Annotated in this window: 22 protein-coding genes and 1 tRNA gene; 16 read left to right on the top strand and 7 right to left on the bottom strand. The window is 71.8% G+C overall.

Going from position 1 to position 23,829, the window contains the following annotated elements:
• Positions 1 to 72: 72 nt before the first annotated feature.
• The 6 genes from BLT44_RS00955 (at position 73) to BLT44_RS00930 (ending at position 7,562) form a co-directional block, all read left to right on the top strand.
• On the top strand, positions 73 to 1,557 hold the full coding sequence (locus BLT44_RS00955) for a CoA-acylating methylmalonate-semialdehyde dehydrogenase (protein WP_010156050.1): 1,485 nt from the start codon (positions 73 to 75) through the stop codon (positions 1,555 to 1,557).
• 11 nt (positions 1,558 to 1,568) lie between these two features.
• The gene (locus BLT44_RS00950; protein ID WP_010156051.1) at positions 1,569 to 2,957 is read left to right on the top strand and encodes an aspartate aminotransferase family protein; all 1,389 of its coding nucleotides are present in this window, start codon (positions 1,569 to 1,571) and stop codon (positions 2,955 to 2,957) included.
• A gap of 147 nt (positions 2,958 to 3,104) precedes the next feature.
• Positions 3,105 to 3,887 (top strand): IclR family transcriptional regulator, encoded by a 783-nt coding sequence (locus BLT44_RS00945; RefSeq protein ID WP_010156052.1) that lies wholly within the window; start codon positions 3,105 to 3,107, stop codon positions 3,885 to 3,887.
• A 67-nt stretch (positions 3,888 to 3,954) separates the two neighbouring features.
• Positions 3,955 to 5,574, top strand: a complete 1,620-nt coding sequence (locus BLT44_RS00940) for a thiamine pyrophosphate-dependent enzyme (RefSeq protein ID WP_010156053.1) — start codon at positions 3,955 to 3,957, stop codon at positions 5,572 to 5,574.
• Complete coding sequence (locus tag BLT44_RS00935) at positions 5,571 to 7,004, top strand: aldehyde dehydrogenase family protein (protein ID WP_010156054.1); 1,434 nt, start codon at positions 5,571 to 5,573, stop codon at positions 7,002 to 7,004. The genes BLT44_RS00940 and BLT44_RS00935 overlap by 4 nt, the downstream gene beginning before the upstream one ends.
• 33 nt (positions 7,005 to 7,037) lie before the next feature.
• Positions 7,038 to 7,562, top strand: a complete 525-nt coding sequence (locus BLT44_RS00930) for a MarR family winged helix-turn-helix transcriptional regulator (RefSeq protein ID WP_010156055.1) — start codon at positions 7,038 to 7,040, stop codon at positions 7,560 to 7,562.
• Between the two features lie 113 nt (positions 7,563 to 7,675).
• On the opposite strand, the gene BLT44_RS15810 is transcribed toward BLT44_RS00930, so the two are convergent.
• Complete coding sequence (locus BLT44_RS15810) at positions 7,676 to 7,861, bottom strand: hypothetical protein (protein WP_244887487.1); 186 nt, start codon at positions 7,859 to 7,861, stop codon at positions 7,676 to 7,678.
• Here BLT44_RS15810 and BLT44_RS00925 point away from each other — a divergent pair.
• From BLT44_RS00925 to BLT44_RS00905, 5 genes are all read left to right on the top strand, one after another.
• Complete coding sequence (locus BLT44_RS00925; protein WP_425311207.1) at positions 7,854 to 9,056, top strand: MFS transporter; 1,203 nt, start codon at positions 7,854 to 7,856, stop codon at positions 9,054 to 9,056. The genes BLT44_RS15810 and BLT44_RS00925 overlap by 8 nt on opposite strands.
• A gap of 69 nt (positions 9,057 to 9,125) precedes the next feature.
• Positions 9,126 to 10,301, top strand: a complete 1,176-nt coding sequence (locus BLT44_RS00920) for a nucleoside hydrolase (protein WP_010156057.1) — start codon at positions 9,126 to 9,128, stop codon at positions 10,299 to 10,301.
• Complete coding sequence (locus BLT44_RS00915; protein WP_010156058.1) at positions 10,285 to 11,145, top strand: hypothetical protein; 861 nt, start codon at positions 10,285 to 10,287, stop codon at positions 11,143 to 11,145. Before BLT44_RS00920 ends, BLT44_RS00915 begins: the two co-directional genes overlap by 17 nt.
• 8 nt (positions 11,146 to 11,153) lie before the next feature.
• Positions 11,154 to 12,008: an energy-coupling factor transporter transmembrane component T family protein gene (locus BLT44_RS00910; RefSeq protein WP_010156059.1), complete on the top strand. Its 855-nt coding sequence runs from the start codon at positions 11,154 to 11,156 to the stop codon at positions 12,006 to 12,008.
• Positions 12,001 to 13,416, top strand: coding sequence for an ATP-binding cassette domain-containing protein (locus tag BLT44_RS00905; protein ID WP_074689823.1), 1,416 nt, complete (start codon positions 12,001 to 12,003; stop codon positions 13,414 to 13,416). The genes BLT44_RS00910 and BLT44_RS00905 overlap by 8 nt, the downstream gene beginning before the upstream one ends.
• Positions 13,417 to 13,595: 179 nt before the next feature.
• Here BLT44_RS00905 and BLT44_RS00900 read toward each other — a convergent pair whose 3' ends face one another.
• The 3 genes from BLT44_RS00900 to BLT44_RS00890 form a co-directional block, all read right to left on the bottom strand.
• On the bottom strand, positions 13,596 to 14,297 hold the full coding sequence (locus tag BLT44_RS00900; protein ID WP_010156062.1) for a CE1759 family FMN reductase: 702 nt from the start codon (positions 14,295 to 14,297) through the stop codon (positions 13,596 to 13,598).
• Positions 14,298 to 14,340: 43 nt separating this feature from the next.
• Positions 14,341 to 14,796, bottom strand: coding sequence for a MarR family winged helix-turn-helix transcriptional regulator (locus BLT44_RS00895; protein ID WP_010156063.1), 456 nt, complete (start codon positions 14,794 to 14,796; stop codon positions 14,341 to 14,343).
• A gap of 108 nt (positions 14,797 to 14,904) precedes the next feature.
• The gene (locus BLT44_RS00890; RefSeq protein ID WP_010156064.1) at positions 14,905 to 16,092 is read right to left on the bottom strand and encodes a CE1758 family FMN-dependent luciferase-like monooxygenase; all 1,188 of its coding nucleotides are present in this window, start codon (positions 16,090 to 16,092) and stop codon (positions 14,905 to 14,907) included.
• Between the two features lie 123 nt (positions 16,093 to 16,215).
• On the opposite strand from BLT44_RS00890, the gene BLT44_RS00885 reads away from it, so the two are divergent.
• Positions 16,216 to 17,097 carry a lytic murein transglycosylase gene (locus tag BLT44_RS00885; protein WP_081473313.1) on the top strand — a complete coding sequence of 294 codons (882 nt, stop codon included), beginning with the start codon at positions 16,216 to 16,218 and terminating at the stop codon, positions 17,095 to 17,097.
• Between the two features lie 36 nt (positions 17,098 to 17,133).
• Here the strand turns inward: BLT44_RS00885 and BLT44_RS00880 are convergent, their stop codons facing one another.
• From BLT44_RS00880 to BLT44_RS00870, 3 genes are all read right to left on the bottom strand, one after another.
• Complete coding sequence (locus BLT44_RS00880; protein ID WP_010156066.1) at positions 17,134 to 18,633, bottom strand: hypothetical protein; 1,500 nt, start codon at positions 18,631 to 18,633, stop codon at positions 17,134 to 17,136.
• Positions 18,634 to 18,780: 147 nt separating this feature from the next.
• Complete coding sequence (locus tag BLT44_RS00875) at positions 18,781 to 19,284, bottom strand: hypothetical protein (protein ID WP_010156067.1); 504 nt, start codon at positions 19,282 to 19,284, stop codon at positions 18,781 to 18,783.
• A gap of 163 nt (positions 19,285 to 19,447) precedes the next feature.
• The gene (locus BLT44_RS00870) at positions 19,448 to 20,650 is read right to left on the bottom strand and encodes a pyridoxal phosphate-dependent aminotransferase (protein WP_010156068.1); all 1,203 of its coding nucleotides are present in this window, start codon (positions 20,648 to 20,650) and stop codon (positions 19,448 to 19,450) included.
• A 219-nt stretch (positions 20,651 to 20,869) separates the two neighbouring features.
• Here BLT44_RS00870 and BLT44_RS00865 point away from each other — a divergent pair.
• From BLT44_RS00865 to BLT44_RS00850, 4 genes are all read left to right on the top strand, one after another.
• Positions 20,870 to 20,945 (top strand) — tRNA-Trp (locus tag BLT44_RS00865).
• A 51-nt stretch (positions 20,946 to 20,996) separates the two neighbouring features.
• A complete protein-coding gene (secE, locus tag BLT44_RS00860; RefSeq protein WP_010156069.1) occupies positions 20,997 to 21,269 on the top strand; it encodes a preprotein translocase subunit SecE in 273 nt (90 codons plus the stop codon).
• Between the two features lie 46 nt (positions 21,270 to 21,315).
• Positions 21,316 to 22,128 carry a transcription termination/antitermination protein NusG gene (nusG, locus tag BLT44_RS00855; RefSeq protein WP_010156070.1) on the top strand — a complete coding sequence of 271 codons (813 nt, stop codon included), beginning with the start codon at positions 21,316 to 21,318 and terminating at the stop codon, positions 22,126 to 22,128.
• A gap of 76 nt (positions 22,129 to 22,204) precedes the next feature.
• Complete coding sequence (locus BLT44_RS00850) at positions 22,205 to 23,779, top strand: molybdopterin-dependent oxidoreductase (protein ID WP_029608189.1); 1,575 nt, start codon at positions 22,205 to 22,207, stop codon at positions 23,777 to 23,779.
• The last annotated feature ends 50 nt before the right edge of the window (positions 23,780 to 23,829 follow it).

Raw genomic sequence — 23,829 nt, 5'->3', positions numbered from 1 at the left:
CCCGAAGAGCGGCGATCCCCGTCACGAACGCGTACGCGCAGGCACGCGCACTCACGAGAAAGCAGGCGAAGCATGGCACGGATCCCCCACGTCATCGGCGGCGAGAAGGTCGACACCGCGGAGCGCACCCAGCCGGTGTACAACCCGGCGACCGGCGAGGCGCAGCACGAGCTCAGCATCGCATCGGTCGAGACCGTCGAGCAGGCCATCGCCGCCGCGCAGGAGGCGCTGCCGAAGTGGCGCCGCACGAGCCTCACGAAGCGCGCCGACGTGTTCTTCAACCTGCGTCAGCTGCTCAAGCAGCGCACGCCCGAGCTCTCCGCCATCGTCACCAGCGAGCACGGCAAGGTGCTCTCGGATGCGGCCGGCGAGATCGCGCGCGGCCTGGAGAACGTCGAGTTCGCGTCGGGCCTGCTGCACCTGCTGAAGGGCGAGCGCGACGAGCAGGTCTCGACCGGCGTCGACGTGCACTCCATCAAGCAGCCGGTGGGCGTCGTCGCGGCGATCACCCCCTTCAACTTCCCGGTCATGGTGCCGCTCTGGATGATCGCGAGCGCCATCGCGTGCGGCAACACCGTCGTGCTGAAGCCCTCCGAGCGCGACCCCTCCGCCTCGGTCTTCATCGCCGACCTCTTCCGCGAGGCCGGCCTGCCCGACGGCGTGCTCAACGTCGTGCACGGCGACAAGGTCGCCGTCGACACCCTGCTCGACAGCCCCGACGTCAAGGCCGTCTCGTTCGTCGGCTCGACCCCCATCGCCAAGTACATCTACGAGCGCGCAGCCGCCAACGGCAAGCGCGTGCAGGCGCTCGGCGGCGCGAAGAACCACATGCTCGTCATGCCCGACGCCGACATCAACGTGACCGCCGACGCCGCGATCTCCGCCGCCTACGGCTCGGCCGGCGAGCGCTGCATGGCCGTCTCGGTCGTCGTCGCAGTGGGCGACGTCGCGGATCGCCTGATCCCCGAGCTCACGAGCCGCATCGCGAACCTCAAGATCGGCGACGGCACCGATCCCGCATCCGAGATGGGCCCGCTGATCACCCGCGAGGCCAAGGAGCGCGTCGAGGGCTACGTCGCGGGCGCCGAGGCCGAGGGTGCGACCGTCGTCGTCGACGGCCGCGAGGCGCAGTTCGAGGGCGACGGCTTCTTCACCGGAGTGTCGCTGATCGACCACGTGCAGACCGACAGCAAGGTGTACCGCGAGGAGATCTTCGGGCCCGTGCTCGCCATCGTGCGCGTCGACAGCTACGAGGAGGGCCTCGAGCTCATCAACTCGCACCAGTTCGGCAACGGCACCGCGATCTTCACGCGCGACGGCGGCGCAGCCCGCCAGTTCGAGTTCGAGGTCGAGGCCGGCATGGTCGGCATCAACGTGCCGATCCCGGTGCCCGTGGGCGCCTTCTCGTTCGGCGGCTGGAAGGACTCGCTCTTCGGCGACTCCCACATCTACGGCCCCGAGTCGATCAACTTCTACACGCGCTCGAAGGTCGTCACCACCCGCTGGCCGAACCCCGACCAGTCGAAGATCGACCTCGGCTTCCCGAGCAACCACTGAGGAGCGACCGCATGAGCGACTACATCGATCTCACCGGCGCCGAGCAGAGCTTCGGCGACACCGACGCCCAGCGCGAGGTGCGCGAGAACGACCGCCAGTACGTCTTCCACTCGTGGTCGGCGCAGGGCGCGATCAACCCGCTGCCCATCGCGAAGGGCGAGGGGGTGCGGTTCTGGGATTACGACGGCACCGAGTACCTCGACTTCTCGTCGCAGCTCGTCAACCTGAACCTCGGCCACCAGCACCCCGGCCTCGTCAAGGCGATCCAGGATCAGGCGGGCCGTCTCGCGACGATCCAGCCCGCCATGGCGAACGACGTGCGCGGCGAACTCGCCAAGCGCATCGTCGAGCACTCCTTCGAGGGGGCGCGCTCGGTGTTCTTCACCAACGGCGGCGCCGACGCCGTGGAGTACGCGGTGCGCATGGCGCGCCACCACACCGGCCGTCAGAAGGTGCTGGCCCGGTACCGGTCGTACCACGGCTCCACGTCGACCGCGATCACGCTGACGGGCGAACCGCGGCGCTGGGCCAACGGCACGCTCGATGCGGGCGTCGTGCACTTCCACGGGCCCTACCCCTACCGCTCGGCGTTCTACGCCGAGACCCCGGAGCAGGAGACGGAGCGCGCGCTCGCCCACCTGCGGGCGACGATCGAGCTCGAGGGGCCGGCGACCATCGCGGCCGTCATCCTCGAGAGCGTGACCGGCACGAACGGCATCCTCATCCCGACGCCCGGCTACCTCGCCGGCGTGCGCGAGCTGTGCGACGAGTTCGGCATCCTGCTCATCGCCGACGAGGTGATGGCGGGGTTCGGGCGCACCGGCCATTGGTTCGCCTACCAGGCGTTCGACGTGAAGCCCGATCTGGTGACGTTCGCCAAGGGGGTCAACTCGGGCTACGTGCCGCTCGGCGGCGTCGTCATCTCCGAGGCCGTGCACCAGACGTTCGATCAGAAGCCGTTCCCCGGAGGGCTGACCTACAGCGGGCACCCGCTCGGCGCTGCGGCGGGCGTCGCGACGTTCGACATCTTCGCCGAGGAGGGCATCCTCGAGCGGGTGCGCGACCTCGGCGAGCGCGTCGTCGGGCCGCGTCTGCGCGAGATCGCGGAGCGGCACCCGTCGGTCGGCGAGGTGCGCGGCACCGGGCTGTTCTGGGCGATCGAGCTCGTGAAGAACCCCGAGACCCGCGAGCCCCTCATCCCGTTCAACGCGTCGCGGGAGGCCGCCGCGCCGTTCAACGCGGTCGTCGCGGCCTGCAAGCAGGCGGGCCTCTGGCCGTTCGCCGCGGGCAACCGCCTGCAGGTGGCGCCGCCGCTGATCATCTCCGAGGAGGATCTCGTGCGTGGTCTCGACATCATCGACGAGGCCCTGAACGTCGCCGACGGGTACGTCGGCGCGTAGCCCCTCCGTCAGCGCACCGCAGCAGACCCGCTCCACCGTCGGTGGGGCGGGTCTGCTGCTGCATTCGGGGCCGTGCTAGCATCGCCGTATTGCAGGGTCAGACACTGTCTGCATATGCAAGACGGCAAGCGATCACGAGGAAGTGCGATGACCGAAGCGACCCCCGGCCCCCGTTCGGGCGAACCGCAGCGCGGAAGGGGCGCCCGCCGCGCGACGGGCACCCCCGTGCTGCAGACCGGCATCAAGATGCTCACCGTCATCGACGCGCTCGCACGAGCCGAAGCCGGGCTCTCGGTCTCCGCGCTCGCCGAGCGACTCGACTGGGCGCGGGCAGCCGCGCACCAGTACCTGCAGACCGCGGTGGCCGCGGGCTGGGCGTTCCAAGACGAGAACGCGGTGTACCGGGTCAGCCTGCGCGTCGCCGACCTCGCCTCGCGCGTGAACCCCGCGAAGGAACTGCGCCCGATCCTGCTCCCCGTCATGCAGGAGGCCGTGGCCGAGCTCGGCGCCCCAGTGTCATTCGCCGTCATGGAGCAGAGCACCCCCGTGATCGTCGAGCGGGTGGAGCCCGCACGGGCGAAGTTCATCAGGCGGGGCTACGAGGCCCGGGTGTCTCCGAGATCTTCCGCATCCGGCCAGGTGCTGCTCGCCTTCTCCGATGAGGCGCACCGCGCCGCGGCCCGCGACTCCGGTGTGCTCGACGACGCCGTCTACGCGCGCATCAGGCTCCAGGGCTACGCGCTCGTCCACTCCGAGTGGCTGGGCGACCGCATCACCGCCGTGGCCGTGCCCATCGCCCACGAAGGCGCCGGCATCGGGGCGCTCAGCGTCATCACGGAGCAGGGAGCCCTGCCCGACGACCGCCTCATCGACGCGATGCTCCGCGCGGCCGGGCGGCTCCACGACGCCTTCGCGTCGCGGCAGCCGTAACCGCACGGCGCCCCTCACCAGAACCCCCGCAGCACGCCGCCCGACCGCGAACGAAGGATGAACCCGCATGACCGACACCGTCGCCAGCACCATCGTCACCCACCTCGAGAGGCGCGGCATCGCGCGGGTCTACCACGTTCCGGGCGAGAGCTTCCTCGGGCTCCTCGACGCCCTGCACGACTCCCCGATCCGGCTGGTGACCGCCCGGCAGGAGGGCGGCGCCGGGTTCATGGCGCTCGCGGAGGCCCGGCTCACCGGCCGCGCCGGCGTCGTCGCCGTGACGCGGGGGCCGGGGGCGGCGAACGCCTCGATCGCGATCCACACGGCCTACCAGGACTGCACCCCGCTGGTGGTGTTCGTCGGGCTCATCGCGACCCACGTGCGCGACCTGCAGGCGTTCCAGGAGTTCGATCTCGCCTCGTGGTTCGGGAGCACGGCGAAAGCGGTGTTCACACTCGACCACCCCGAGACGGCGGCCGAGCGCGTCGCCCGCGCGTTCGAGATCGCGGAGTCGGGCAGGCCCGGCCCGGTGGTGATCGGGCTGCCCGAGGAGGTGCTCGTCGCCCCGGTGGCGCGCACGCGCGACCTCGCGCCGGCCGAGCGGCCGCCCGCGCGGTACGGCGACGATGCGCTCGCCGCAGCGGCCCGCGCGCTCGACGCCGCCGAGCGGCCCGTGTTCGTCGTCGGCGGCGACGGCTGGGACGAGGCGAGCGCCGCGCGGCTGCGCCGTATCGCCGAGCACGCCGCGATCCCGGTCGTCTCCGACTTCCGCAGCCATGACGCGTTCCCGCACAGCTCGCCAGCCTGGGTCGGCAGCCTGGGGTTCGGTCGCAACGACGGCGCGGCGGAGGCCTACGGTGAGGCCGACCTCGTCTGCTACCTCGGCACGACGCGACGAGACGTGCTCTCAGACGAGTACACCCTCGGCGGCGGCGAGGCCACGACGATCGTCGTCGGCGACGACGCCGACCTGCTCGCGCACGAGGGGCAGACCACCCTCCACTACGTCGCCCCGCCCGCGGCATGGCTCGACGGGCTGACGCAGCTGGGCGCGGGCTCGCCCGAGCGCCGCGCGCGCCTGCAGCGCGAGCGGAAGGCCTACGTCGCCTGGAGCACCCCCGCTGCATCGCGCGCGGGCGAAGACGTGTGGCGGGGGGAGGTGTTCGGTGCGATGCAGCGGCTGCTGCCCGACGACGCCATCATCACCGCGGGAGCCGGCAACTACGTCATCGGCGCGCTGCGCTACCTGCACCACGAACGGCCGCGCACCTTCGCGGGCCCGCGCAACGGCGCGATGGGCATGGGGGTGCCCGCCGCGGTCGCCGCGTGCCTCGTGCACCCCGACCGCACCGTCGTCGCGCTCGCCGGCGACGGCTGCTTCGGGATGAACGGGCAGGAGCTCGCCACGCTGCAGGCGACCGGGGGCCGCGCCATCGTCGTCGTGATCGACAACAGCGGATACGGCACGATCCGCTCGCACCAGGAGCGCCACTTCCCCGGCCGCCCCTCGGGCACGGAGCTGACCAACCCCGACTACGCGATGCTCGCCCGAGCGCACGGCATCGCCGGGCATCGCGTGGACGACGCCGCCGAATTCGCCCCCGTCTTCGCCCGAGCGCTCGACTCGGGCGCCTCCGCGTTGATCTGGCTGCGCCTCGACCCGATCGTGCCGGGCCGCGCGGCATGAGCGAGCAGAAGAGCGTGCGCACGAGCGCGGGTGCGAGCGCGGGTGTGAGCGCGAGTGCGAGCGCGGGTGTGAGCGCGAGTGCGAGCGCGGGCTCGTCGCGCGTCGACGAGGTGCTCGAGCGCGCGTCGCGGGCCTTCGCCGCCTGGAGGGGGGAGCCGGTCGCCGCGCGGGCGGAGATGCTCGCGCGCGCGGCGGAGGTCTACGAGCGGCGCGCCGACGAGATTGCGCGGCAGATGGCGCGAGACATGGGCAAGCCGGTCTCGCAGGGGCTGGCCGAGGTGCGCTCGTGCGCGGCGATCCTCGCCCACTACGCAAGCGAGGCGGCTCGCGTGCTGCAGCCCGAAGCCGTCGCGCTCGATGACGGAGGCCGCGCCGAGGTGCGCCTGCAGCCGACCGGCGTCGTGCTCGGCATCATGCCCTGGAACTACCCGCACTACCAGCTCGTCCGCTGCATTGCGCCGAATCTGCTGCTCGGCAATGCGGTCGTGTTCAAGCACGCCGCCGTCTGCGCGGGGAGCGCCGCGATCGCGGAGCGCATCTTCGCGGAGGCGGGCGCCCCCGAGGGGCTGGTGGCCCACTCGGGGTTCTCGCACGACGAAGTGTTCGCGGCCATCGCGCACCCGCTCGTCGCCGGGGTGTCGTTCACCGGCGGCGAGGCGGTCGGCGCCGAGATCGCCCGCGCCGCCGGGGCGTCGCTCACGAAGGTGGTGCTCGAGCTCGGGGGCAGCGACCCGTTCATCGTGTTCGACTCCGAGCGCTGCGACGAGCTCGCGCGGCTCGCGGCGGCGATGCGGCTCTCGAACGCCGGGCAGACGTGCGTGTCGCCGAAGCGCATCATCGTGCGGCGCGACCTGCTGCCCGGGTTCGTGAACACCTTCTCGGCGGAGTTCCTCTCGGCGCGCGCGGGCGATCCGCTGCTCGCCGAGACCGTGCTCGGGCCGCTGTCGAGCGCGGCGGCGGCCGACGAGCTGCGCGGCGCGGTGCGGTCGGCGCAGCGGGGCGGCGCCGAGGTGCGGGGCGACCTGACCCGAGACGACGCGGATCCGCGTCGCTTCGCTCCCGTCGTGCTGCTCGAGCCGCTGCGCGATCAGCCGGTGTGGCGCCGAGAGCTCTTCGGGCCGGTGGCGATGATCGTGGGTGCGGACTCGGTGGACGAGGCGATCGCGCTCGCGAACGATTCGCCGTACGGTCTGGGTGCCACGGCGTTCGCGGATACCGAGGAGGCGGCGCAGCGCTTCGCCGCCGAGATCGATGCGGGCATGGTCTCGGTCAACCGCGTCAGGGGCGGGAGCCCGGCGCTGCCGTTCGGCGGGGTGAAGCGATCGGGCTTCGGCCGGGAGCTCGGCGTGCAGGGGGTGCGCGAGTTCGCGAACCAGCAGTTGGTGGTGATCGACGAGGGGCGTTCGGCGGACGGTGCGCGAATTGCATAGCAATACGATGTAATCGCTGGTAGCATGGTCGCCATGACCGCCCAGCGCTTCTCGAATGCCCAGGGCACCGATGCTTCGGGTGCCGATGCTTCGGACTCCGATGCACTCGCCCGCGACCTCACTCGCGTCTCGGGGCGCTTCGCGCGCATCGCCGGGCGCGTCGCCGGTCGCGGATACTCCCTCATCGCCTGGCGCGTGCTCCTCGGGCTCGAGCAGTCGGGCCCCGCGCGCATCAGCACGCTCGCCCACGAGCAGCGCGTCGCGCAGCCCTCGATGACCGGGCTCGTGCAGCGGCTCGAGGGGGAGGGGTGGGTGGCGCGCGCACCCGATCCCGCCGACGGCCGCGCCACACTGGTCTCCATCACCCCCGCCGGCAGCGCGGCGCTCGTCGACTACCTCGGCGCCGCCGCCGAGCGGCTGCGCCCCCACCTCGAGGCCCTCTCCGAGTTCGACCGAGCCACCCTCGCCCGCGCCGCCGAGCTGCTGCACCAGCTCGGCGACCGCATCGACGATCCATCGGGGGAGCGCCGGGAGCGCCCCGCCGCCGGATCGCCGTAGAGCCGGATCGCCGGAGGCCCGCGGTGCCGCAGCGCCCGCGCGGCGGCACCGGGCCGCCTCGCAGTGCCGCATCGGCCCGGCGCACCGGCCCCACCGCCGAGCAGCCCTCCCCCTCACCACGCAGAACCGCGCGCACCTGCGCGCACGACCCAGGAGCAGATCACGTCCACGACAGCCGAATCCCGACCAGACACCGGTTCCACCCCGGCGACCTCCAGTACGCCGAAGGCGTCGATCCTGCGCCAGCCGACCGCCGTGTGGGCGATCGCCTTCGCGTGCGCGGTCTCCTTCATGGGCATCGGCCTGGTCGACCCGATCCTCCCCGCGATCAGCCACGAGCTCGGCGCGAGCCCGAGCCAGACCATGCTGCTGTTCACCAGCTACCTCTTCATCACGGGCGCGGCCATGTTCTTCACGAGCTGGGTGTCGAGCCGGCTCGGCGTGAAGCGCACCCTGCTCGCCGGCCTCGTGCTCGTCGTCGTCTTCGCGGCGCTCGCCGGCGCCTCGGGATCGGTCGACGCGATCATCGGATTCCGCGCCGGGTGGGGGCTCGGCAACGCGCTCTTCATCTCGACGGCGCTCGCCGCGATCGTCGGCGCGGCCTCGGGCGGCTCCCGTCAGGCGATCGTGCTCTACGAGGCGGCGCTCGGCGTCGGGCTCGCCGTCGGCCCGCTGGTCGGCGGCGTGCTCGGCTCGCTGTCATGGCGCGGCCCCTTCTTCGGCACCGCGGGCCTGATGGCGATCGCGCTGATCGCGATCCTCGTGCTGCTGCGTCAGCCGATGCGCGGCGCCGATAGCGCCGCCGGAGCGACCGCCCCGGCTCCCGAGAAGCTCTCGATCCTCGCCGGATTCCGCGCCCTCCGCAATCCCGCCCTCCGCTCCCTCTCGCTCGTCGCGCTCTTCTACAACTTCGGCTTCTTCGTGCTGCTCGCCTACAGCCCGTACCCGCTCGAAGCCGCGGCGTCAGCCGTCGGCAGCGCATTCGGCGCCCACGAACTCGGCCTCGTCTTCTTCGGGTGGGGGCTCGCCCTCGCCATCACCTCGGTGCTCGTGGCGCCCGCCCTCACCCGCCGCTTCGGGCTGCGCCCCGTGCTCTTCACGATGCTCGGCGGGCTCACCGCCTGCCTGGCGCTGCTCGGCTGCCTCACCGGCTCGCTCGTCGGCCTCGTCGTGATCGTGATCGTCAGCGGACTGCTGCTCGGCGTCATGAACACGGCGCTCACGGAGGCGGTGATGGAGGCGACCGATCTCCCGCGCAACGTCGCCTCGTCCACCTACTCGGGCGTGCGATTCATGGGCGGCGCCGTGGCCCCGGCCGTCGCGGGCCCCATCTCCGAGGCGCTCGGCGCGGGCGCGCCCTACTGGTTCGGCGCGGGCGCGATCGTCGTCGCCATGGTGATGCTCGGGATCGCGGGGCGCCACCTCGCGCACATCGGGCGTCCGCACGAGAGCGCGACCGAGGAGGCGCAGAGCATCACGGCGGGCGACGCGTAGGGCCGGTCGGTCGGGCCGGGGTGGTCGCCCCGGTGCCCGCCGCCCGCCGCGGTCCGCCACAATAGAACCATGGCAGACACCGCGATCCCGCTCTTCCTCGACTGCGACCCCGGCATCGACGACGCCATAGCGATCGCCTACCTGCTCTGCCAGCCCGACGTCGACATCGTCGGCATCGCGGCGAGCGGCGGCAACGTGTCGACCGAGCAGGTCGTGCGCAACACCCTCGGGTGGCTCGCACTCGCCGGGCGCCCCGACCTGCCGGTCTTCCCCGGCGCCGTGCACCCGCTCGCGCAGCCCGCCGATGAGGCGCGGGCGGAGGCGGCGGAGGCGGCGGGCGATCCCGGGCCTGACCCCGAGTACGCGGAGGTGACGCACGGCGACACCGGCGCGGGCTACGCGGCGCTCCCCGAACCCGCGAGCCCGGTGCGCGACCTGAGCGCTGCGCAGGCGTGGGTCGATGCGGCGCGGGCGCACCCCGGTGAGCTGATCGGCGTCATGATCGGGCCGGCCACGAATCTCGCGCTGGCCCTCGACATCGCACCCGAGCTGCCGCGGCTGCTGAAGCGGCTCTTCGTGATGGGCGGGGCGTTCAACTACCGCGGCAACACCCAGCCGACCACGGAGTGGAACGTCAGCTACGACCCGGAGGCGGCGGCGCGGGTGTTCGCCGCGTTCGGCGACGCCTACGTGGCGGGAGACGCCCCGTTCCCGCCGGTCGTCGGCCCGATCGAGGCGACCGAGATGGTCGAGATGACGCCCGAGCGCCTGAACCGCATCGTCGGCGCCGCCGATCCCGCGCCGGCGCCCTGGCCCGCTCTGCTGCACGAGCTCGGCGAGGCGCTGCGCTTCTACTTCGAGTTCCACGAGGCCGACGGGCACGGGTACCTCGCCCACATCCACGACCCGTACGTGACGGCGACGGCGGTCGAGTGGGCGCGCAGCGCTCGCGGGGCGGCGGCCGAGCGGCTCCGCGGCGACGGCGCGCGCGACGCGGCCGAGGTGCAGGCCGAGTCGCGCGGATCGGCGACGGCTGGCAGAATTCCGTGGGCGGAGACCGCGTTCGCCCCGATCGACGTCGAGCTCACGGGCACCCTCACTCGCGGCGAGACCATCGCCGACTGGCTCGGCCGGTGGAATCGGCCGGCGAATGCCGAGATCATCCGCCGGGTCGACGCGACGCGTTTTCTCGACCATCTCACCGACACCCTCAGGGAAGGACCGCAGTATGACCGCGCAAGATAGCGTCTCTGGGCAGGGGCTCGCCACCACGACGAGTCCCGGAGAAGCCCGCACCACCGCCCCGAAGTGGGCGTACCTCCTCACCGCAGCCGGCGCGCTCGTGATCATCGCGACGTACGTCGCCGTGCTTTTCACCCAGCCGGCCACCCTCGGGCAGGATCTCGGCAACACCACCCTGTGGGTGATGGTCGGCTACCTCGCCGGTGCAGCCCTCATCGCCGCCGGCACGCTGCCGCTCATCCCGCGCAGCATCTTCGCCCTCATGCCGATCGCGATCGCCCTGAACATCACCGTCGGGCAGATCGTCGGCACACTGACTCCCATTCCGCTGTACCTCGACTCGCTCGGCTCCGTCATCATCGGCGTGCTCGCGGGCCCCGCAGCCGGTGCGCTCACCGGCATCCTCGGCAACGTCATCTGGGGTGTCACCATCAACCCCACCGTCATCGCGTTCACCGCGGGAGCCGCGTTCGTGGGCGCCGCCGCAGGGTGGGCGGCCCGACTCGGCGCATTCCGCGCTCCGTGGTGGGCGGTGCTCGCCGGAGCCATCGCCGGCATTCCCGGCGGCGCACTCGGGGCGCCCGTGGCCGCGTTCGTCTTCGGCGGCGGCCTCGGCGTGGGCACCGGCGGCATCGTCGCGACGCTGCAGGCCGCGGGCCTCGAGATGCTGAACGCCACTACGGTGCAGAGCCTCGCATCCGACACCGCGGACAAGGCGATCATCTTCCTGCTCGCCTTCCTCGTGCTGCGCGCGCTGCCCAAGCGCATCGTGCGCCGGTACCCGTTGGCCATGCGGTCGCTCGCGCCCGCGCGCTCGCGCTCGGGGCGACCCGTCGGCGGCGCGTAGGGCGCCGCGTGCCGGTGCGTCAGCTCAGCTCGGCGGCGGGTGCGGGGCCGCGTTCGGCTCCGCGTCCGCGGCCGGCGGCTGCAGCCCTGCACCCCGCCACCGAGCTCGTGCTGCTGGTGTGCGCGCTCGTGCTGACGTACGGCATCCCCTCGCCCCTCGTGCCGGTCGCGCTGCTCATCGCCGCGGCCGGGGTTGCAGCGCGATCCCCGCGGGTGCGCTTCGGACGGTGGATCGCGACCCTCGCGGCGCTCGCGGTGCCGATGCTCGTCATGGTCGGCATCGTGCAGGGCCTCTTCTACCCCGGAGATGACGTCGAGGTGCTGTGGCGCTGGGGGGCGGCAGCGGTGACCGTCGAGGGGCTCTCCGTCGCCCTCCAGCTCTGGCTGCGCGTCGCGGCGATGGTCGCGGTGTGCGCGCTGTTCGCGTTCGGCTCCGATTCGGCGCGCACGTTCGACGGCATGATCCGACTCGGCATGCCCCTCGGCATCGCGTACGTCTGCGCCACCGCGCTGAGCCTCATCCCGCTGCTGCGCGAGCAGGTGTCGCGGGCGCTCGCCGCGCGCGCCGCGCGCGGCTGGGACACGGCGCGCCTCGGCACGCGGGTGCGCCTCATGCCGGGCATCATCGCGGGGCTGCTGACGGCGTCGCTCGTGCAGCTCGACCAGCGGCACGACACGCTGGAGCAGCGCGGGTTCGGTCGTGCGCGGCGCCCCGCAGAGCTGCAGGATCACCGCGACGGCGCCGCGCAGCGCGCGCTCCGGTGGGCGGCGCCGCTCGCGACCGCGCTGCTCGTGGCGTCGGCGCTCACCGGTGCGCTGCACCTGCCGACGGCCTCCGAGCTGCTGAAGGTGCTGCGTGGCTGAGGCGTTCGAGCTCTCGCTCGCGGGCGCCGGGTTCGCGTTCCACGACTCGGAGGAGGCCGCGCTCTCGGGGATCGATCTGCGCGTGCGCGCGGGCGAAGCGGTCGCGGTGCTCGGGCCCCAGGGGTCGGGCACCTCGACGCTCTGCCGTCTCGCGGCGGGGCTGCTCGACGAGCGGGGGGTCGGTTCGGGCGCGGTCGACGCCCCGGCGAGCGTCGCGATGCTCGGGGAGGATCCCGAGGCGCAGCTGACCGGGATGACGAGCTTCGTCGACGACGAGGTGCGGCTCCCCACACGGCTCTCGGGCAGCACCCGACCGGTCGACGTCGGTGCGGCGCTGCACGCGTTCGGCATGCGCCGCCTTCTCGGGCGCCGCCTCGACACGCTCTCGGGCGGCGAGCGGCAGCTAGTCGCGCTCACGAGCCTCATGACGCTGCGGCCGGCGCTACTGGTGCTCGACCAGCCGGGCCTCTCGCTCGATCCCGGGGCGCGCGGCCTGCTCGCGGTGGCGTTGCGGCGCTTCTGCGCGCGCGGCGGGGCGGTGCTGCTGGCCGGCCACCAGCACGACGAGCTGACGGCGGGGGCGGATCGCGTCGCGTTTCTGCGGGGCGGGCGTCTCACGGCCGGCCCGCGACCCGGCGCGCTCTCCGACGCGGTGCTCGGCGAGCACGGCGTGTGGAGCGCCGTCGGCGGGGATCCGCATCGGGAGGCTCCGGTCCGGGAGACCTCGGGCCGCGCGGGCGACGCGCGCCTCGATGTGCGTGCGCTCACCGTGAGCCGGGGGCGGTCGACGATCTTCGCCGATGTCGACTGCCGTGCGACGCGCGGCGAGGTGGTCGCGGTGGTCGGGCCGAACGGGGCCGGCAAGTCGACGCTGCTCCGCGCGGTCGCGGGCCTGCTCGACGCGGAGGCCGACGTGCGCGTCAACGGGGCGGTGCTCGTCGACGGGGAGCACCTGACCGGCATGCCGGTGCATCGGCGCGCGCACCGGGTCGCCTGGGTGGGGCAGGATCCCGGCGCCCAGCTCTCGGCGTCGACCGTGCGGGCCGAACTCGATCGCGCGCTGCCGCTGCCGCCGCACCGGCGCCGCGAGCGCGCGGGGCTGCGGGCCGCCCGCGCCGCGGAGGTGGAGCGCGTCTTGGCGCGGACCGGTCTCGCCGAGCACGCGAATGAGCATCCGTACGACCTCGATCCCGCTCAGCAGAAGGATCTGGTGATCGCCTCGGCGCTGCTGCTCGGGGCGGGGGTGCTGCTGTTCGACGAGCCGACGCTGGGCCGCGATCTGGCGGGCATGCGCCGCCTGGAGCGCGTGATCGCCGAGGTCTCGGCGGCGGATGTATCCGTGGTGCTCTCGACGCACGACCTGCGCTGGGCCGGGCGCATCGCCCACCGCACCCTGCGCCTCGGGTGAGAGATCCGGCTTCGGTGAGACCGAATGCGGCCCGGACGCCTCACCGAAGCCGAATCTCTCACCGAAGCGGCGGGCTGACCGAACTCAGCGTTCGAACTCAGCGCCCGCCCCGCGCTTCGCTCCGTGGGCTGGCGCTGTGGCGCCACCGGGCGCGGAGTCCGAACGCGGTGCGTTCGAACTCAGCGCCCGCCCGTTGCGAGCTTCATGAGGTCGCTGTCGAAGTCGATCCCGAGCTCCGTGCCGCCCGCGCTGCCGTAGGAGTGCTGGTACGCGCCCCACGATTCCCCGCGCACCGACTCGCGGAATCCGCCGTCGACGAGGGCGATCAGCTCCGTCGCGGCGCGTTCGATCCGCTTGCCGAACTCCCGGCTCGTCCAGTCGTCGGGCGCGGCGAAGAGGCCGGTCGGCACCGTGATGGTGCGGAGGTACGAGAAGAGCCCGCGCAGCTGATCGTCGACCACGAGCGCGTGCCGCGCGCTGCCCGCCGTCGCGCCGAGCACCACGGGCGTGCCGATGAGCAGGTCGTTGTCGAGCACCTGGAAGAAGGCGGTGAACAGGCCGCTCGCGCCCGCCTTGTAGACGGGGGTGGATGCGACGATGGCGTCGGCGTCGCGCATGATGTCGCTGGCCGCCTGCAGAGCGGGCGAGACGTGCTGGGCGACGAGCGCCGTGGTCACATCCTCGGCGAGGGCGCGCAGGTCGACGAACCTGATCTGCAGTGCGAAGCCGCGCTGCGCGGCGATCTTCGCGGCCGCGTCGGCGACTCGGTTCGCGAGCATCGTCGTGGTGGAGGGGTCGCTCGTGCCGGCGCTCACCACGGCGAGGGTGCGGGTCGGGGCGGCTGCGGGTTCGGTGACGGAACCGTCGAATGGGGTGGTCATGGGGTGCTCCTCGAGCGTGTCGCGGTGAGAACGGGATTGGGGATCAGGCCGCGCCGCCCCCGCCGGTCAGCTTGCCGGCGAGGCTGCGCAGATCCTGCATCTCCTGGGGGGTGAGTGCGGCGCCGAGCTGACGGGCGACGCTCTTCGCGTGCGCCCGCCCCACCTGCTGCTGCAGGCCGCGGCCCGCAGGGGTGAGGCTCAGCAGCACGGCGCGGCCGTCGTTCGGGTCGGGTTCGCGCGCGATCAGATCGCGGGTCGCGAGCCGCTCCACCATGCGCGAGAGCGCGGGCTGGCTGAGCAGCACGCCGCTCTGCACGTCGCACATGCGCATGGGGGCGTCGTGCTTGGCGAGGGTGTAGAGCACGTCGTACTCGCGCATGCTGATCTCGGACCACATGTGCTCGGCGGCGAAGGTGTGCATGAGCGCCGAGTGGGCCGACATCACCGACTCCCACGCCTCGTTGGCGAGGCGCACATCGATACGAGCGGGCTGATCCATCTCGCGTTCTCCTTCTCATGCTCTGACGTGGGTGCGTGCTGCGGTGGGCGAGTGCGCCCGGCGGCTGTCGGCGGCGCCGGGTGCCGGGCGCACTCGCGGGTTCTCGGTTCAGGCGAGCCCGAAGGCCGCGCCCTGCTTCGCCGGGGAGTCCTGGTACGGCGAGCCACCCGTTACATTGTCTCCCCGGTTGGCGTTCGGGCGGGGCTGGCGCGGCGCGGCGTCTCCGTACTTCGCGGTGACGAGGCTCGCGTGAGAGGGCGCCTCCGCGGCCCGCGGGTCGCGATCCTTCGCCATCTCGGCCCGCAGCACGGGCAGCACCTCGGAGCCGAAGAGGTCGAGCTGCTCGAGCACGGTCTTGGTGGGGAGGCCCGCGTGGTCGATGAGGAACATCTGCCGCTGGTAGTCGCCGAAGATGTCGCGGAATCCGAGCGTCTTGTCGATCACCTCCTGCGGGCTGCCGACGGTCAGCGGGGTCTGGCTCGCGAAGTCCTCGAGCCGCGGCCCGTGGCCGTAGACGGGCGCCTCGTTGAAGTAGGGGCGGAACTGCGCCACCGCGTCCTGCGAGTTCTTCGCCATGAAGGCCTGCCCGCCGAGGCCGACGACGGCCTCCTGCTGCGTGCCGTGGCCGTAGTGCTCGAAGCGCTCGCGGTAGAACCGCACGAGGCGCAGGGAGTGCTCGGAGGGGGCGAAGATGTGGTTCGAGAAGAACCCGTCTCCGTAGTAGGCGGCCTGCTCGGCGATCTCGGGGGTGCGGATCGAGCCGTGCCACACGAACGGGGGCACGTCGTCGAGCGGCCGCGGCGTGCTGGTGAAGCCCTGCAGCGGGGTGCGGAAGTTGCCGTCGTAGTCGACGACGTCCTCTCGCCAGAGGCGGTGCAGCAGGTTGTAGTTGTCGAGCGCGAGGGGCAGTGCGGAGCGGATGTCCTTGCCGAACCAGGGGTAGACCGGTGCGGTGTTGCCGCGGCCCAGCATGAGGTCCATGCGGCCCTGCGCGAGGTGCTGCAGCATCGCGTACTCCTCGGCGATGCGCACCGGGTCGTTGGTGGTGATGAGCGTCGTGCTCGTGGAGAGCTTGAGCGTCTTCGTCATCGCGGCGATGTAGGCGAGGAAGGTGGTGGGGCTCGAGGAGAAGAAGGGGGCGTTGTGGTGCTCGCCGATCGCGAAGACGTCGAAGCCGACCTCTTCCGCGTGCACGGCGATCTCGGCGAGCCCGCGGATGCGCTCGGCCTCGCTCGGCGTTTCGCCGGAGACCGGGTCGCGGGTGACGTCGCTGACCGAGAAGATCCCGAATTCCATGATGTGCTCCTGTGTCTCGCGTGCGCGGAGTCGGGCTCCGCACGTGGTGTGCGCCATTTATATGCGCTTGCATACAAATCTAACACGGCGGCGCACGATTCATTCCCGGTAATCTGAACCGCGATGCCCGCACCCCGCCGATACCCGAGATCTCCCGCCGTGACGGGCCAGCGCGCGGTCGATCGGGCGAACGATCGGGGGAGTGCGGGATCGCCGCGCCGCGCGCTTCGATACGCACTCGGAGGGTTCGCGCTCGCCGCGGTGCTGATCGCGGCCGCCGTCGCGGTGCTCCTGACGGGCGCCCAGCCCGTTGCGCCCCCCGTTGCTCCCGCTGCGGAGCCCGAGGCCGCGGGGGAGCCGCATGCGGAAGCCGACTCCGCCGATGCGCCCGCCGCCGCGGACGACGCCGCGGGTGATGCGGCCGGCGCCGATTCCGCCGATGCGCCCCTCGCCGCGGATCCGGAGTGGCTCGCCCGCGTCGCGGCCGACACGGGCATTCCGAAGCGGGCGCTGAGCGCCTATGCGAGCGCCGCGCTGACCCTCGCGAGCGAGCAGCCGGGGTGCCGCCTCGGGTGGAACATGCTCGCCGGCATTGGCAGCGTCGAAACGGATCACGGGCGCATCAACGGCTCGCGCCTGCTGCCGAGCGGGCAGACGACGCCGCGCATCATCGGCGTTCCGCTCGACGGCACTCGATTCATCGCGACTCCCGATACCGACGGCGGGGCCATCGACGGCGACGCCGAGTGGGATCGAGCGGTCGGCCCGATGCAGTTCATTCCGCAGACCTGGGAGATGTTCGGCCGCGACGGGAACGGCGATGGCCGCGTCGAGATCGACCAGATCGATGACGCGGCGCTGTCGGTGGCGGCGCTGCTCTGCGACCCCGGGCTCGATCTCACGATCGGGGAGCACTGGATCGCGGCCCTCGACGGCTACAACCCGAGTGCCGCCTACAACAACGATGTCGCGGATGCCGCCGAGCGCTACGCGCGGTACGGGTAGGCGTCGTGGCGGGGCGATGCGCGGAGGGCGCCGCGCCTACGGCTGCTGCGCGGGGCCGCGCATGAGCGAGTCGAGATCGAGTCGGATCTGGTGCGAATCGCGCCGACCGGTGTCGAGCCCGGGCGCGAACGGCGCCTCGATGCCGCTCGGCGCGGGGTGATCGAGCGGGTCGCCGCGCGGCCGATCGGCGACGATGTGCTCGAGACCGGCGAGGTACTGGTTCAGCTGCCGCATCACCTCGGCCTCGTTCGCCGCGAAATCGTCGACCACGAGATTCAGCTGCACCGCACCGTCGAGCACTTCGGCCGCGAGATCGTCGAGCAGGTCTCGTATGTAGCGGTCGAGGCTCTTGATGTGCTCCGCGGGCCCCGTCGCCCCGAGGCCGATCGCCGCGTTCCGCGTCACCGCGAATGCAGTCGAGCACGACTCGTTGAGGTCGGCGATCTCGGCGAGCTCCCGCGCGAGGGCGGGCAGCGTGTGGTCGGCGATGTGATTCAGCGATTCGGCGTCCATGCCGATGGCGGCGGTGGGCCCGAGCGCGACATCGTCGAGGTCGTAGTCCGCGCGATTGCCTGCGCGCTGCGAGTCGTCGATGTGGGCCTCGATCGTTCTGCGGATCGTCGTCTCCTCGGCTCGCACATGCTCCGAGAGCGCGTCGAGCGCCGACCGCAGCTCGCTCAGCACCGCTGCATACGTATCCGCTCCGATCGTGACGGTTGCGGACTGGGTGCTCTGCACGGTCGCGAGACTGGCGCTCACGAAGTCGATGGCTTTGCCCACCACTCCCGGGGCGAATGCTTTGATTGCCTGAGCGGCGACACCGATGAAGCCGAACGTGTGCGTGAGCTCGTCGCCCTCATCGGTCACGACCGCCCGCATGGCCGATGTCGTGAGCGTGATGACGCTGATGAGTTCGGTGCGCACGGCAGCCCACAGCTGCTGCTGCGCGAATACCGACCCGCCCCGAGTGAGCGTCAGCGCGAGGTGGCTCTCGATGACGGCCGGGATGCGGAACAGGTACGTGCTCCGGAAGTTCCTCGCGGTCGCCCCGGTGAAGTCGGCGCTGTCGGCGGCGATCGCCGACAGCGAGCTGTCGATGACCGCTCCGGCGCCCCGATGTGCTCCGGAGCCGTCGGTCCAGTGCTCGCGGATGAGGCGGGTGGTCACATCGCGACAGGCGGCGATCGAGCGGTCGAGGTCTTCGGGGTCGGGCAGCTCCCGCCAGGGATCGAGCAGCTCGCTGATCGTGCTTCTGACCGCTGCGAACTGCGCCGTGTAGTCGATGTTGTGCTCGGGCGCTGCCGCGAACCCCGTGTCCATCGCCGGGGTGAACGTGCCGAGGCCCCCGCCCGAGCCGGTGGACGGATCGGGGCGCTCGATGCGCTCCACGCCGTTCGCGAAGGTGAGGTGGTACTCGCCGCCGCGAACGGCGAAGCTCGTCAAGGGGTCAGCGCCCGCGAGCTCCTGCATGCGCGCGTCGATCGATGCGACGATGATCTCGCCGATCACGTGATCGCTGATCGCCTTCGACGTCATGGGTCATCCTCTCGACCCCCCGATCGCGCTGAACAGTTTCGCGAGTCCGCGCCACTCGCCTGCTCGGCGCGTGGTGTGACTCATCATCAACATAGTGCATGCTCGACACGATCGCCAACCCGGGTCTGCCCGGGCCGGGTGCGCCGCTCAGTCCATGCCAGCCCCGCCCGGGCTCTCGCCCTGCCCGAGGCGCTGGAGCGTCGCCGACTGCCGGTGCTGCGCGAGCCTGATCACCCCGAGTCGGCGCAATACGAGTCCGAGCAGCGCGGCGATCCCGCCTCCAGTCACCAGGACGAGGGTCGTGTGCTGATTCAGTCGAGCGACGCTGCAGCGTTCCGCAACGCCGAGCTCTGCTTCGAATCGATCTTGGTCGGTCACTTCATCCGCCCGGTTGTCAAGATATTGATCGACTGCTGCGTATGCGGGCGCATAGCTTGGCAGGCCTCCGATGAGTGTGCCGCCCTGCAGCAGCCCCGCGGCCAACGGGCGGCAGCTCGCCGGTGCCCCTGCGTACGAGATGAGCGGCGGCGCCAAGTACAGCCACCCCGTGACGATGACGAAGACGGCGGCGATCGCGATGGTTCGGCGCCGGCGCCTCCGTGCGCTGCTCGTCCGCCTGCGTGCCGGGGTGGTGGTGTCTGCTCGCGTCATGCGCTGCCTGCTTCGCTCTCGGTGCTGCTGGGCCCACCCCGCCCGACTGGTGACCGATAGTCTACACGACGAAGCGGGTCGCATAAGCGCGGGGAGCCGCGGCAGACGACAGCGGGCGGTGCAGGATCCCGTGATCCCGCACCGCCCGCTCGCCGGCGGCCGACTACTCGCCGAGCAGCGCCTGAATGCGGCGCACGCCCTCGACCAGCGCCTCGTCGCCCAGGGCGTAGCTGAAGCGCAGGTATCCGCTCGGCCCGAAGGCTTCGCCGGGAACCGCTGCGACCTCGGCCTCCGAGAGGATGAGGTCGGCGAGTTCGAGCGACGTCTCCGGGGTGACCCCGCGATACGTCTTGCCGAGTGCGGCGGTGACGTCGACGTAGGCGTAGAACGCGCCCTCGGGGGTCGGGCAGGCGAAGCCCGGCACCCGGTTGAGCTCGGCGACGATGAGCTTGCGGCGGCGGTCGAACGCCTGGCGCATCTCCTCGATGGGCTCCTGCGGCCCGGTGAGCGCGGCGATGGCGGCTCGCTGGGCGATGTTGTTGACGTTGGAGGTGAGGTGCGACTGCAGGTTCGACGCGCCCTTGACGATGTCGGCGGGCGCCACCATCCAGCCGAGCCGCCAGCCGGTCATGGCGTACGTCTTCGCGACGCCGTTGACGAGGATGGTGCGCTCCTGCAGTGCGGGAACGGCCTCGACGATGGAGACGGCGCGCACGCCGTCGTAGGTCAGGTTCTGGTAGATCTCGTCGGCGATGATCCAGAGGCCGTGCGATTCGGCCCACTCGCCGATGGCGCGGGTCTCCTCGGGGGAGTAGACGGCGCCGGTCGGGTTGGAGGGCGACACGAAGAGCAGCACCTTCGTGCGCTCGGTGCGCGCGGCCTCGAGCTGATCGACGGTCACCTTGTAGTGCTGCTCGGCGCCGGCGAACACCTCGACGGGCACGCCGTCGGCGAGCTGGATCGCCTCGGGGTACGTCGTCCAGTACGGCGCGGGCAGGAGCACCTCGTCACCCGGATCGAGCAGCACCTGGAACGCCTGGTAGACGGCCTGCTTGCCGCCGTTGGTCACGACGACCTGCGACGGGTCGACGGCCCAGCCCGAATCGCGAGCGGTCTTGTCGGCGATCGCGCGCTTCAGGTCGGGCAGGCCGGCGGCCGCCGTATAGCGGAAGTTCTTCGGGTCGTCGAGCGCGCTGCGAGCGGCCGCGACGATGTGCTCCGGGGTCGAGAAATCGGGCTCGCCTGCCGCGTAGCTGATGACCGGACGGCCCTCGGCCTGCAGGGCTTTCGCCTTCGCGTCGACCTTGAGCGTCGCCGACTCGGCGATTGCGGAGATCTTCTTTGATAAACGGGAGATGTGGCTCACGCTCCGATCCTATCCCGGGCCGGCAGGCCGTGGCGGGCGGTCTCGCGCGATGCGCGAGTCGCGGCGGGGAACGGGGCTTGCCGCTGCAGCGACGCGCCCGGGCGGTCGGCGCTCGGTTCGACACGGGCGTGCGGATCACGTAGAGTGTCTCTCGGTAGTTGACTTCTGCCAGAATTTCCTATGCCTGGCGGCCACGGATCTTCCGGCCGAGAACTCCATAGGGCAGTGGCGCAATTGGTAGCGCAGCGGTCTCCAAAACCGCAGGTTGCAGGTTCGAGTCCTGTCTGCCCTGCCACACCCGTTCGGCGCGAGAGCGCCGAACGGGGGCAACGGAAAGGACATGCCAGTGAGCAGCACCGAAGTTGAGGAGAGCGGCGGCCTCGTCGAGCGCGCCAAGGCCGATCGCGCCGCGAAGCGCAACTGGTTCAGCCGCATCGTCCTCTTCATCCAGCAGGTCATCGCAGAGCTGAAGAAGGTCGTCACCCCGACCCGCAAGGAGCTCATCAACTTCACCCTCGTGGTGATCGCCTTCGTGTTGATCATGATGGCGCTGGTGTGGCTACTCGATCAGGCGTTCGGATTCGTGACGGTCTTCCTATTCGGAACGACGCTCGGCTGATCGGCCGACGAACGAACCGACCGCAGAGCAAGGAAAGCAAGTAGAGATGACGAGCGAGAACAACACCCCCGAGGCAGACCTCGACGCGGCACTCGACGCACTGGTGCAGTCGACGGACCCCGATGTGGACGCCGCGGTGGAGGATGCGCTCGATATCGACAGCGCCGAAGAGGCCGAGGCGGCCGCGGCCGCCATCGTCGACGAGGAATCCGAGGAGGAGACCGGCGAGGACGGCGAAGCCGCGGTCGATCCCTACAAGGCCTTCAAGAAGGACCTCCGCCGCCGCCCGGGCAAGTGGTTCGTGATCCACACGTACGCGGGCTACGAGCGCAAGGTGAAGTCGAACCTCTGGAACCGTCGCGAGACGATGGGCGCGGTCGACGACATCTTCGAGATCCAGGTGCCCATGGAAGAGGTCATGGAGGTCAAGAACGGCCAGCGCAAGATGGTGACGCGCGTGCGCATCCCCGGCTACGTGCTCGTCCGCATGCACCTCAACGAGACCACCTGGTCCGTTGTGCGCCACACCCCGGGCGTCACCGGCTTCGTCGGCAACGCGCACAACCCGGTCCCGCTGCGCATCAACGAGGCGTTCGAGATGCTGAAGAGCACGGTCGAGCTCGAGCCGGCCGCCACGGCGAAGGGCAAGGCCGCCGCCAACGCCGCCGCGCAGGGCAACGTCGAGATCGACTTCGAGGTCGGCGAGACCATCACCATCAAGTCGGGCTCGTTCGAGGGGCTCCCGGGCACGATCAGCGAGATCAACCCGGCGTCGGGCAAGCTCACGGTGCTCGTGTCGCTCTTCGAGCGCGAGACCCCGGTCGAGCTCAGCTTCGACCAGGTCACCAAGATGGTCTGAGCGCCGCGCGCGCTGCAGTGCAGAAGAGCCCCGCTTCGGCGGGGCTTTTCGCATGTTCGGGGGGTACGGTGACCGCATGCATTCGGGTCGGGCGGTCGCGCGCGTGAGGGCCGCAGCGGTCGGCATCGCGGCGGCGCTCGCGGTGCTCGGCGTCGCCGAGCTCGTCGCCGTGCTCGTCGCACCCGGCTCCTCGCCGCTGTTCGGCGTCGGCGCCCTCGCGATCGACCTCGCACCGAGCTGGGTGAAGGACGCCATGATCGCGCTGTTCGGCACCGCCGACAAGATCGCCCTCTTCGTCATCCTCGGCGTCGTGGTGCTCGGCCTCGCCGTGCTCGCGGGCATCGCCGAGGTCGTGCGCCGGTTCGCGGGCATGGCGGTGCTCGCCGCGGTCGCGCTGGTCGCGCTGGTCGCGATCCTCACCCGCACCGAGGCCACCCCGCTCTGGGCGCTCCCGACGATCGCCGGAACGCTCGCCGGCCTCTGGGTGCTCGGGGTCGGCCGCCGTCGCGCGCTGGCCTGGAGCGCCGCCGAAGGATCGGGGGCCGAGGGGGCGGGAGGCGCCGGAGCGGTCGGAGCCGCTGGCGTCGCGAGACGCAGCTTCCTGGTCTTCGTGGGCTCGACCTCGGCGGCGGCGATCCTCGTCGGCGTCGGCGCGCGGGTCAAGAACGCGGGCAGCGCCGCCTACACCGCGGTGCGCGCCGCGATCCGCCTGCCGCAGCCCGCCAAGGCCGCCGCCCCGGTACCCGTCGGCGCGCAGCTCGACGTGCCGGGCATCAGCCCGCTCATCACCCCGAACGCCGACTTCTACCGCATCGACATCGCGCTGCAGGTGCCGCGCATCGACCCGTCGACGTGGACGCTCGAGATCACCGGGCTCGTCGATCGGCCCCTGACGCTCACGTACGAGGAGCTCCTCGCGCTGCCGCTCGAGGAGCACATCACCACCATCGCGTGCGTCTCGAACACGGTGGGCGGCGACCTCATCGGCAACGCCACGTGGCTCGGCTACCCCGTCAGGGAGCTGCTCGCCAAGGCGGGCGTCGCGCGCGGTGCCGACATGGTGCTCTCCTCGGGGCCCGACGGGTTCACGGCCGGCACGCCGCTCGACGCCCTCACCGATCCGCGTCGCAACGCGCTGCTCGCCGTCGGCATGAACGGCGAGCCCCTGCCCGAGCAGCACGGCTTCCCCGCTCGCCTCATCGTGCCCGGCCTGTACGGGTACGTGTCGGCGACGAAGTGGGTCACCCGTCTCGAGGTGACCCGGTTCGCCGACGCGGAGGGCTACTGGACGCCGCGCGGGTGGTCGGCTCGCGGGCCGAACAAGACCGCCTCGCGCATCGACACCCCGCGCTCCGGCGCGGAGGTCGCGGGCAGCACCATCGCCATTGCGGGCGTCGCCTGGGCGCAGCACACCGGCGTCGCAGGGGTTGAGGTGCAGGTCGACGACGGCGAGTGGCAGCAGGCGACCCTCGCCCCGGCGATCTCCGACGACACGTGGGTGCAGTGGTCGCTCGAATGGGCCGCGACCCCCGGCCCCCACACCGCTCGCGTGCGGGCGACCGATGCCTCGGGATACACTCAGACCCCCGACGAGGCGCCGCCCGCGCCCGACGGGGCGACCGGCTGGCACACCGTCGAGTTCACCGCGTAGCGCGCGCCCCACCGGGCCCGCTGCGAGGACGGCGGTCGGACGTGCGCGAT

The organism is Leucobacter chromiiresistens, assembly GCF_900102345.1.
Lineage (GTDB): Bacteria > Actinomycetota > Actinomycetes > Actinomycetales > Microbacteriaceae > Leucobacter > Leucobacter chromiiresistens.
This window is presented reverse-complemented; position numbering and strand designations above follow the sequence as displayed.

Excerpts from the sequence above, each read along its gene's own strand:
- BLT44_RS00955 (WP_010156050.1), top strand. The coding sequence starts at position 73 with ATGGCACGGATCCCCCACGTCATCGGCGGCGAGAAGGTCGACACCGCG.
- BLT44_RS00950 (WP_010156051.1), top strand. The coding sequence starts at position 1,569 with ATGAGCGACTACATCGATCTCACCGGCGCCGAGCAGAGCTTCGGCGAC.
- BLT44_RS00945 (WP_010156052.1), top strand. The coding sequence starts at position 3,105 with ATGACCGAAGCGACCCCCGGCCCCCGTTCGGGCGAACCGCAGCGCGGA.
- BLT44_RS00940 (WP_010156053.1), top strand. The coding sequence starts at position 3,955 with ATGACCGACACCGTCGCCAGCACCATCGTCACCCACCTCGAGAGGCGC.
- BLT44_RS00935 (WP_010156054.1), top strand. The coding sequence starts at position 5,571 with ATGAGCGAGCAGAAGAGCGTGCGCACGAGCGCGGGTGCGAGCGCGGGT.
- BLT44_RS00930 (WP_010156055.1), top strand. The coding sequence starts at position 7,038 with ATGACCGCCCAGCGCTTCTCGAATGCCCAGGGCACCGATGCTTCGGGT.
- BLT44_RS00925 (WP_425311207.1), top strand. The coding sequence starts at position 7,854 with ATGGGCATCGGCCTGGTCGACCCGATCCTCCCCGCGATCAGCCACGAG.
- BLT44_RS15810 (WP_244887487.1), bottom strand. The coding sequence starts at position 7,861 with ATGCCCATGAAGGAGACCGCGCACGCGAAGGCGATCGCCCACACGGCG.
- BLT44_RS00920 (WP_010156057.1), top strand. The coding sequence starts at position 9,126 with ATGGCAGACACCGCGATCCCGCTCTTCCTCGACTGCGACCCCGGCATC.
- BLT44_RS00915 (WP_010156058.1), top strand. The coding sequence starts at position 10,285 with ATGACCGCGCAAGATAGCGTCTCTGGGCAGGGGCTCGCCACCACGACG.
- BLT44_RS00900 (WP_010156062.1), bottom strand. The coding sequence starts at position 14,297 with ATGACCACCCCATTCGACGGTTCCGTCACCGAACCCGCAGCCGCCCCG.
- BLT44_RS00895 (WP_010156063.1), bottom strand. The coding sequence starts at position 14,796 with ATGGATCAGCCCGCTCGTATCGATGTGCGCCTCGCCAACGAGGCGTGG.
- BLT44_RS00890 (WP_010156064.1), bottom strand. The coding sequence starts at position 16,092 with ATGGAATTCGGGATCTTCTCGGTCAGCGACGTCACCCGCGACCCGGTC.
- BLT44_RS00885 (WP_081473313.1), top strand. The coding sequence starts at position 16,216 with ATGCCCGCACCCCGCCGATACCCGAGATCTCCCGCCGTGACGGGCCAG.
- BLT44_RS00880 (WP_010156066.1), bottom strand. The coding sequence starts at position 18,633 with ATGACGTCGAAGGCGATCAGCGATCACGTGATCGGCGAGATCATCGTC.
- BLT44_RS00875 (WP_010156067.1), bottom strand. The coding sequence starts at position 19,284 with ATGACGCGAGCAGACACCACCACCCCGGCACGCAGGCGGACGAGCAGC.
- nusG (WP_010156070.1), top strand. The coding sequence starts at position 21,316 with ATGACGAGCGAGAACAACACCCCCGAGGCAGACCTCGACGCGGCACTC.
- BLT44_RS00850 (WP_029608189.1), top strand. The coding sequence starts at position 22,205 with ATGCATTCGGGTCGGGCGGTCGCGCGCGTGAGGGCCGCAGCGGTCGGC.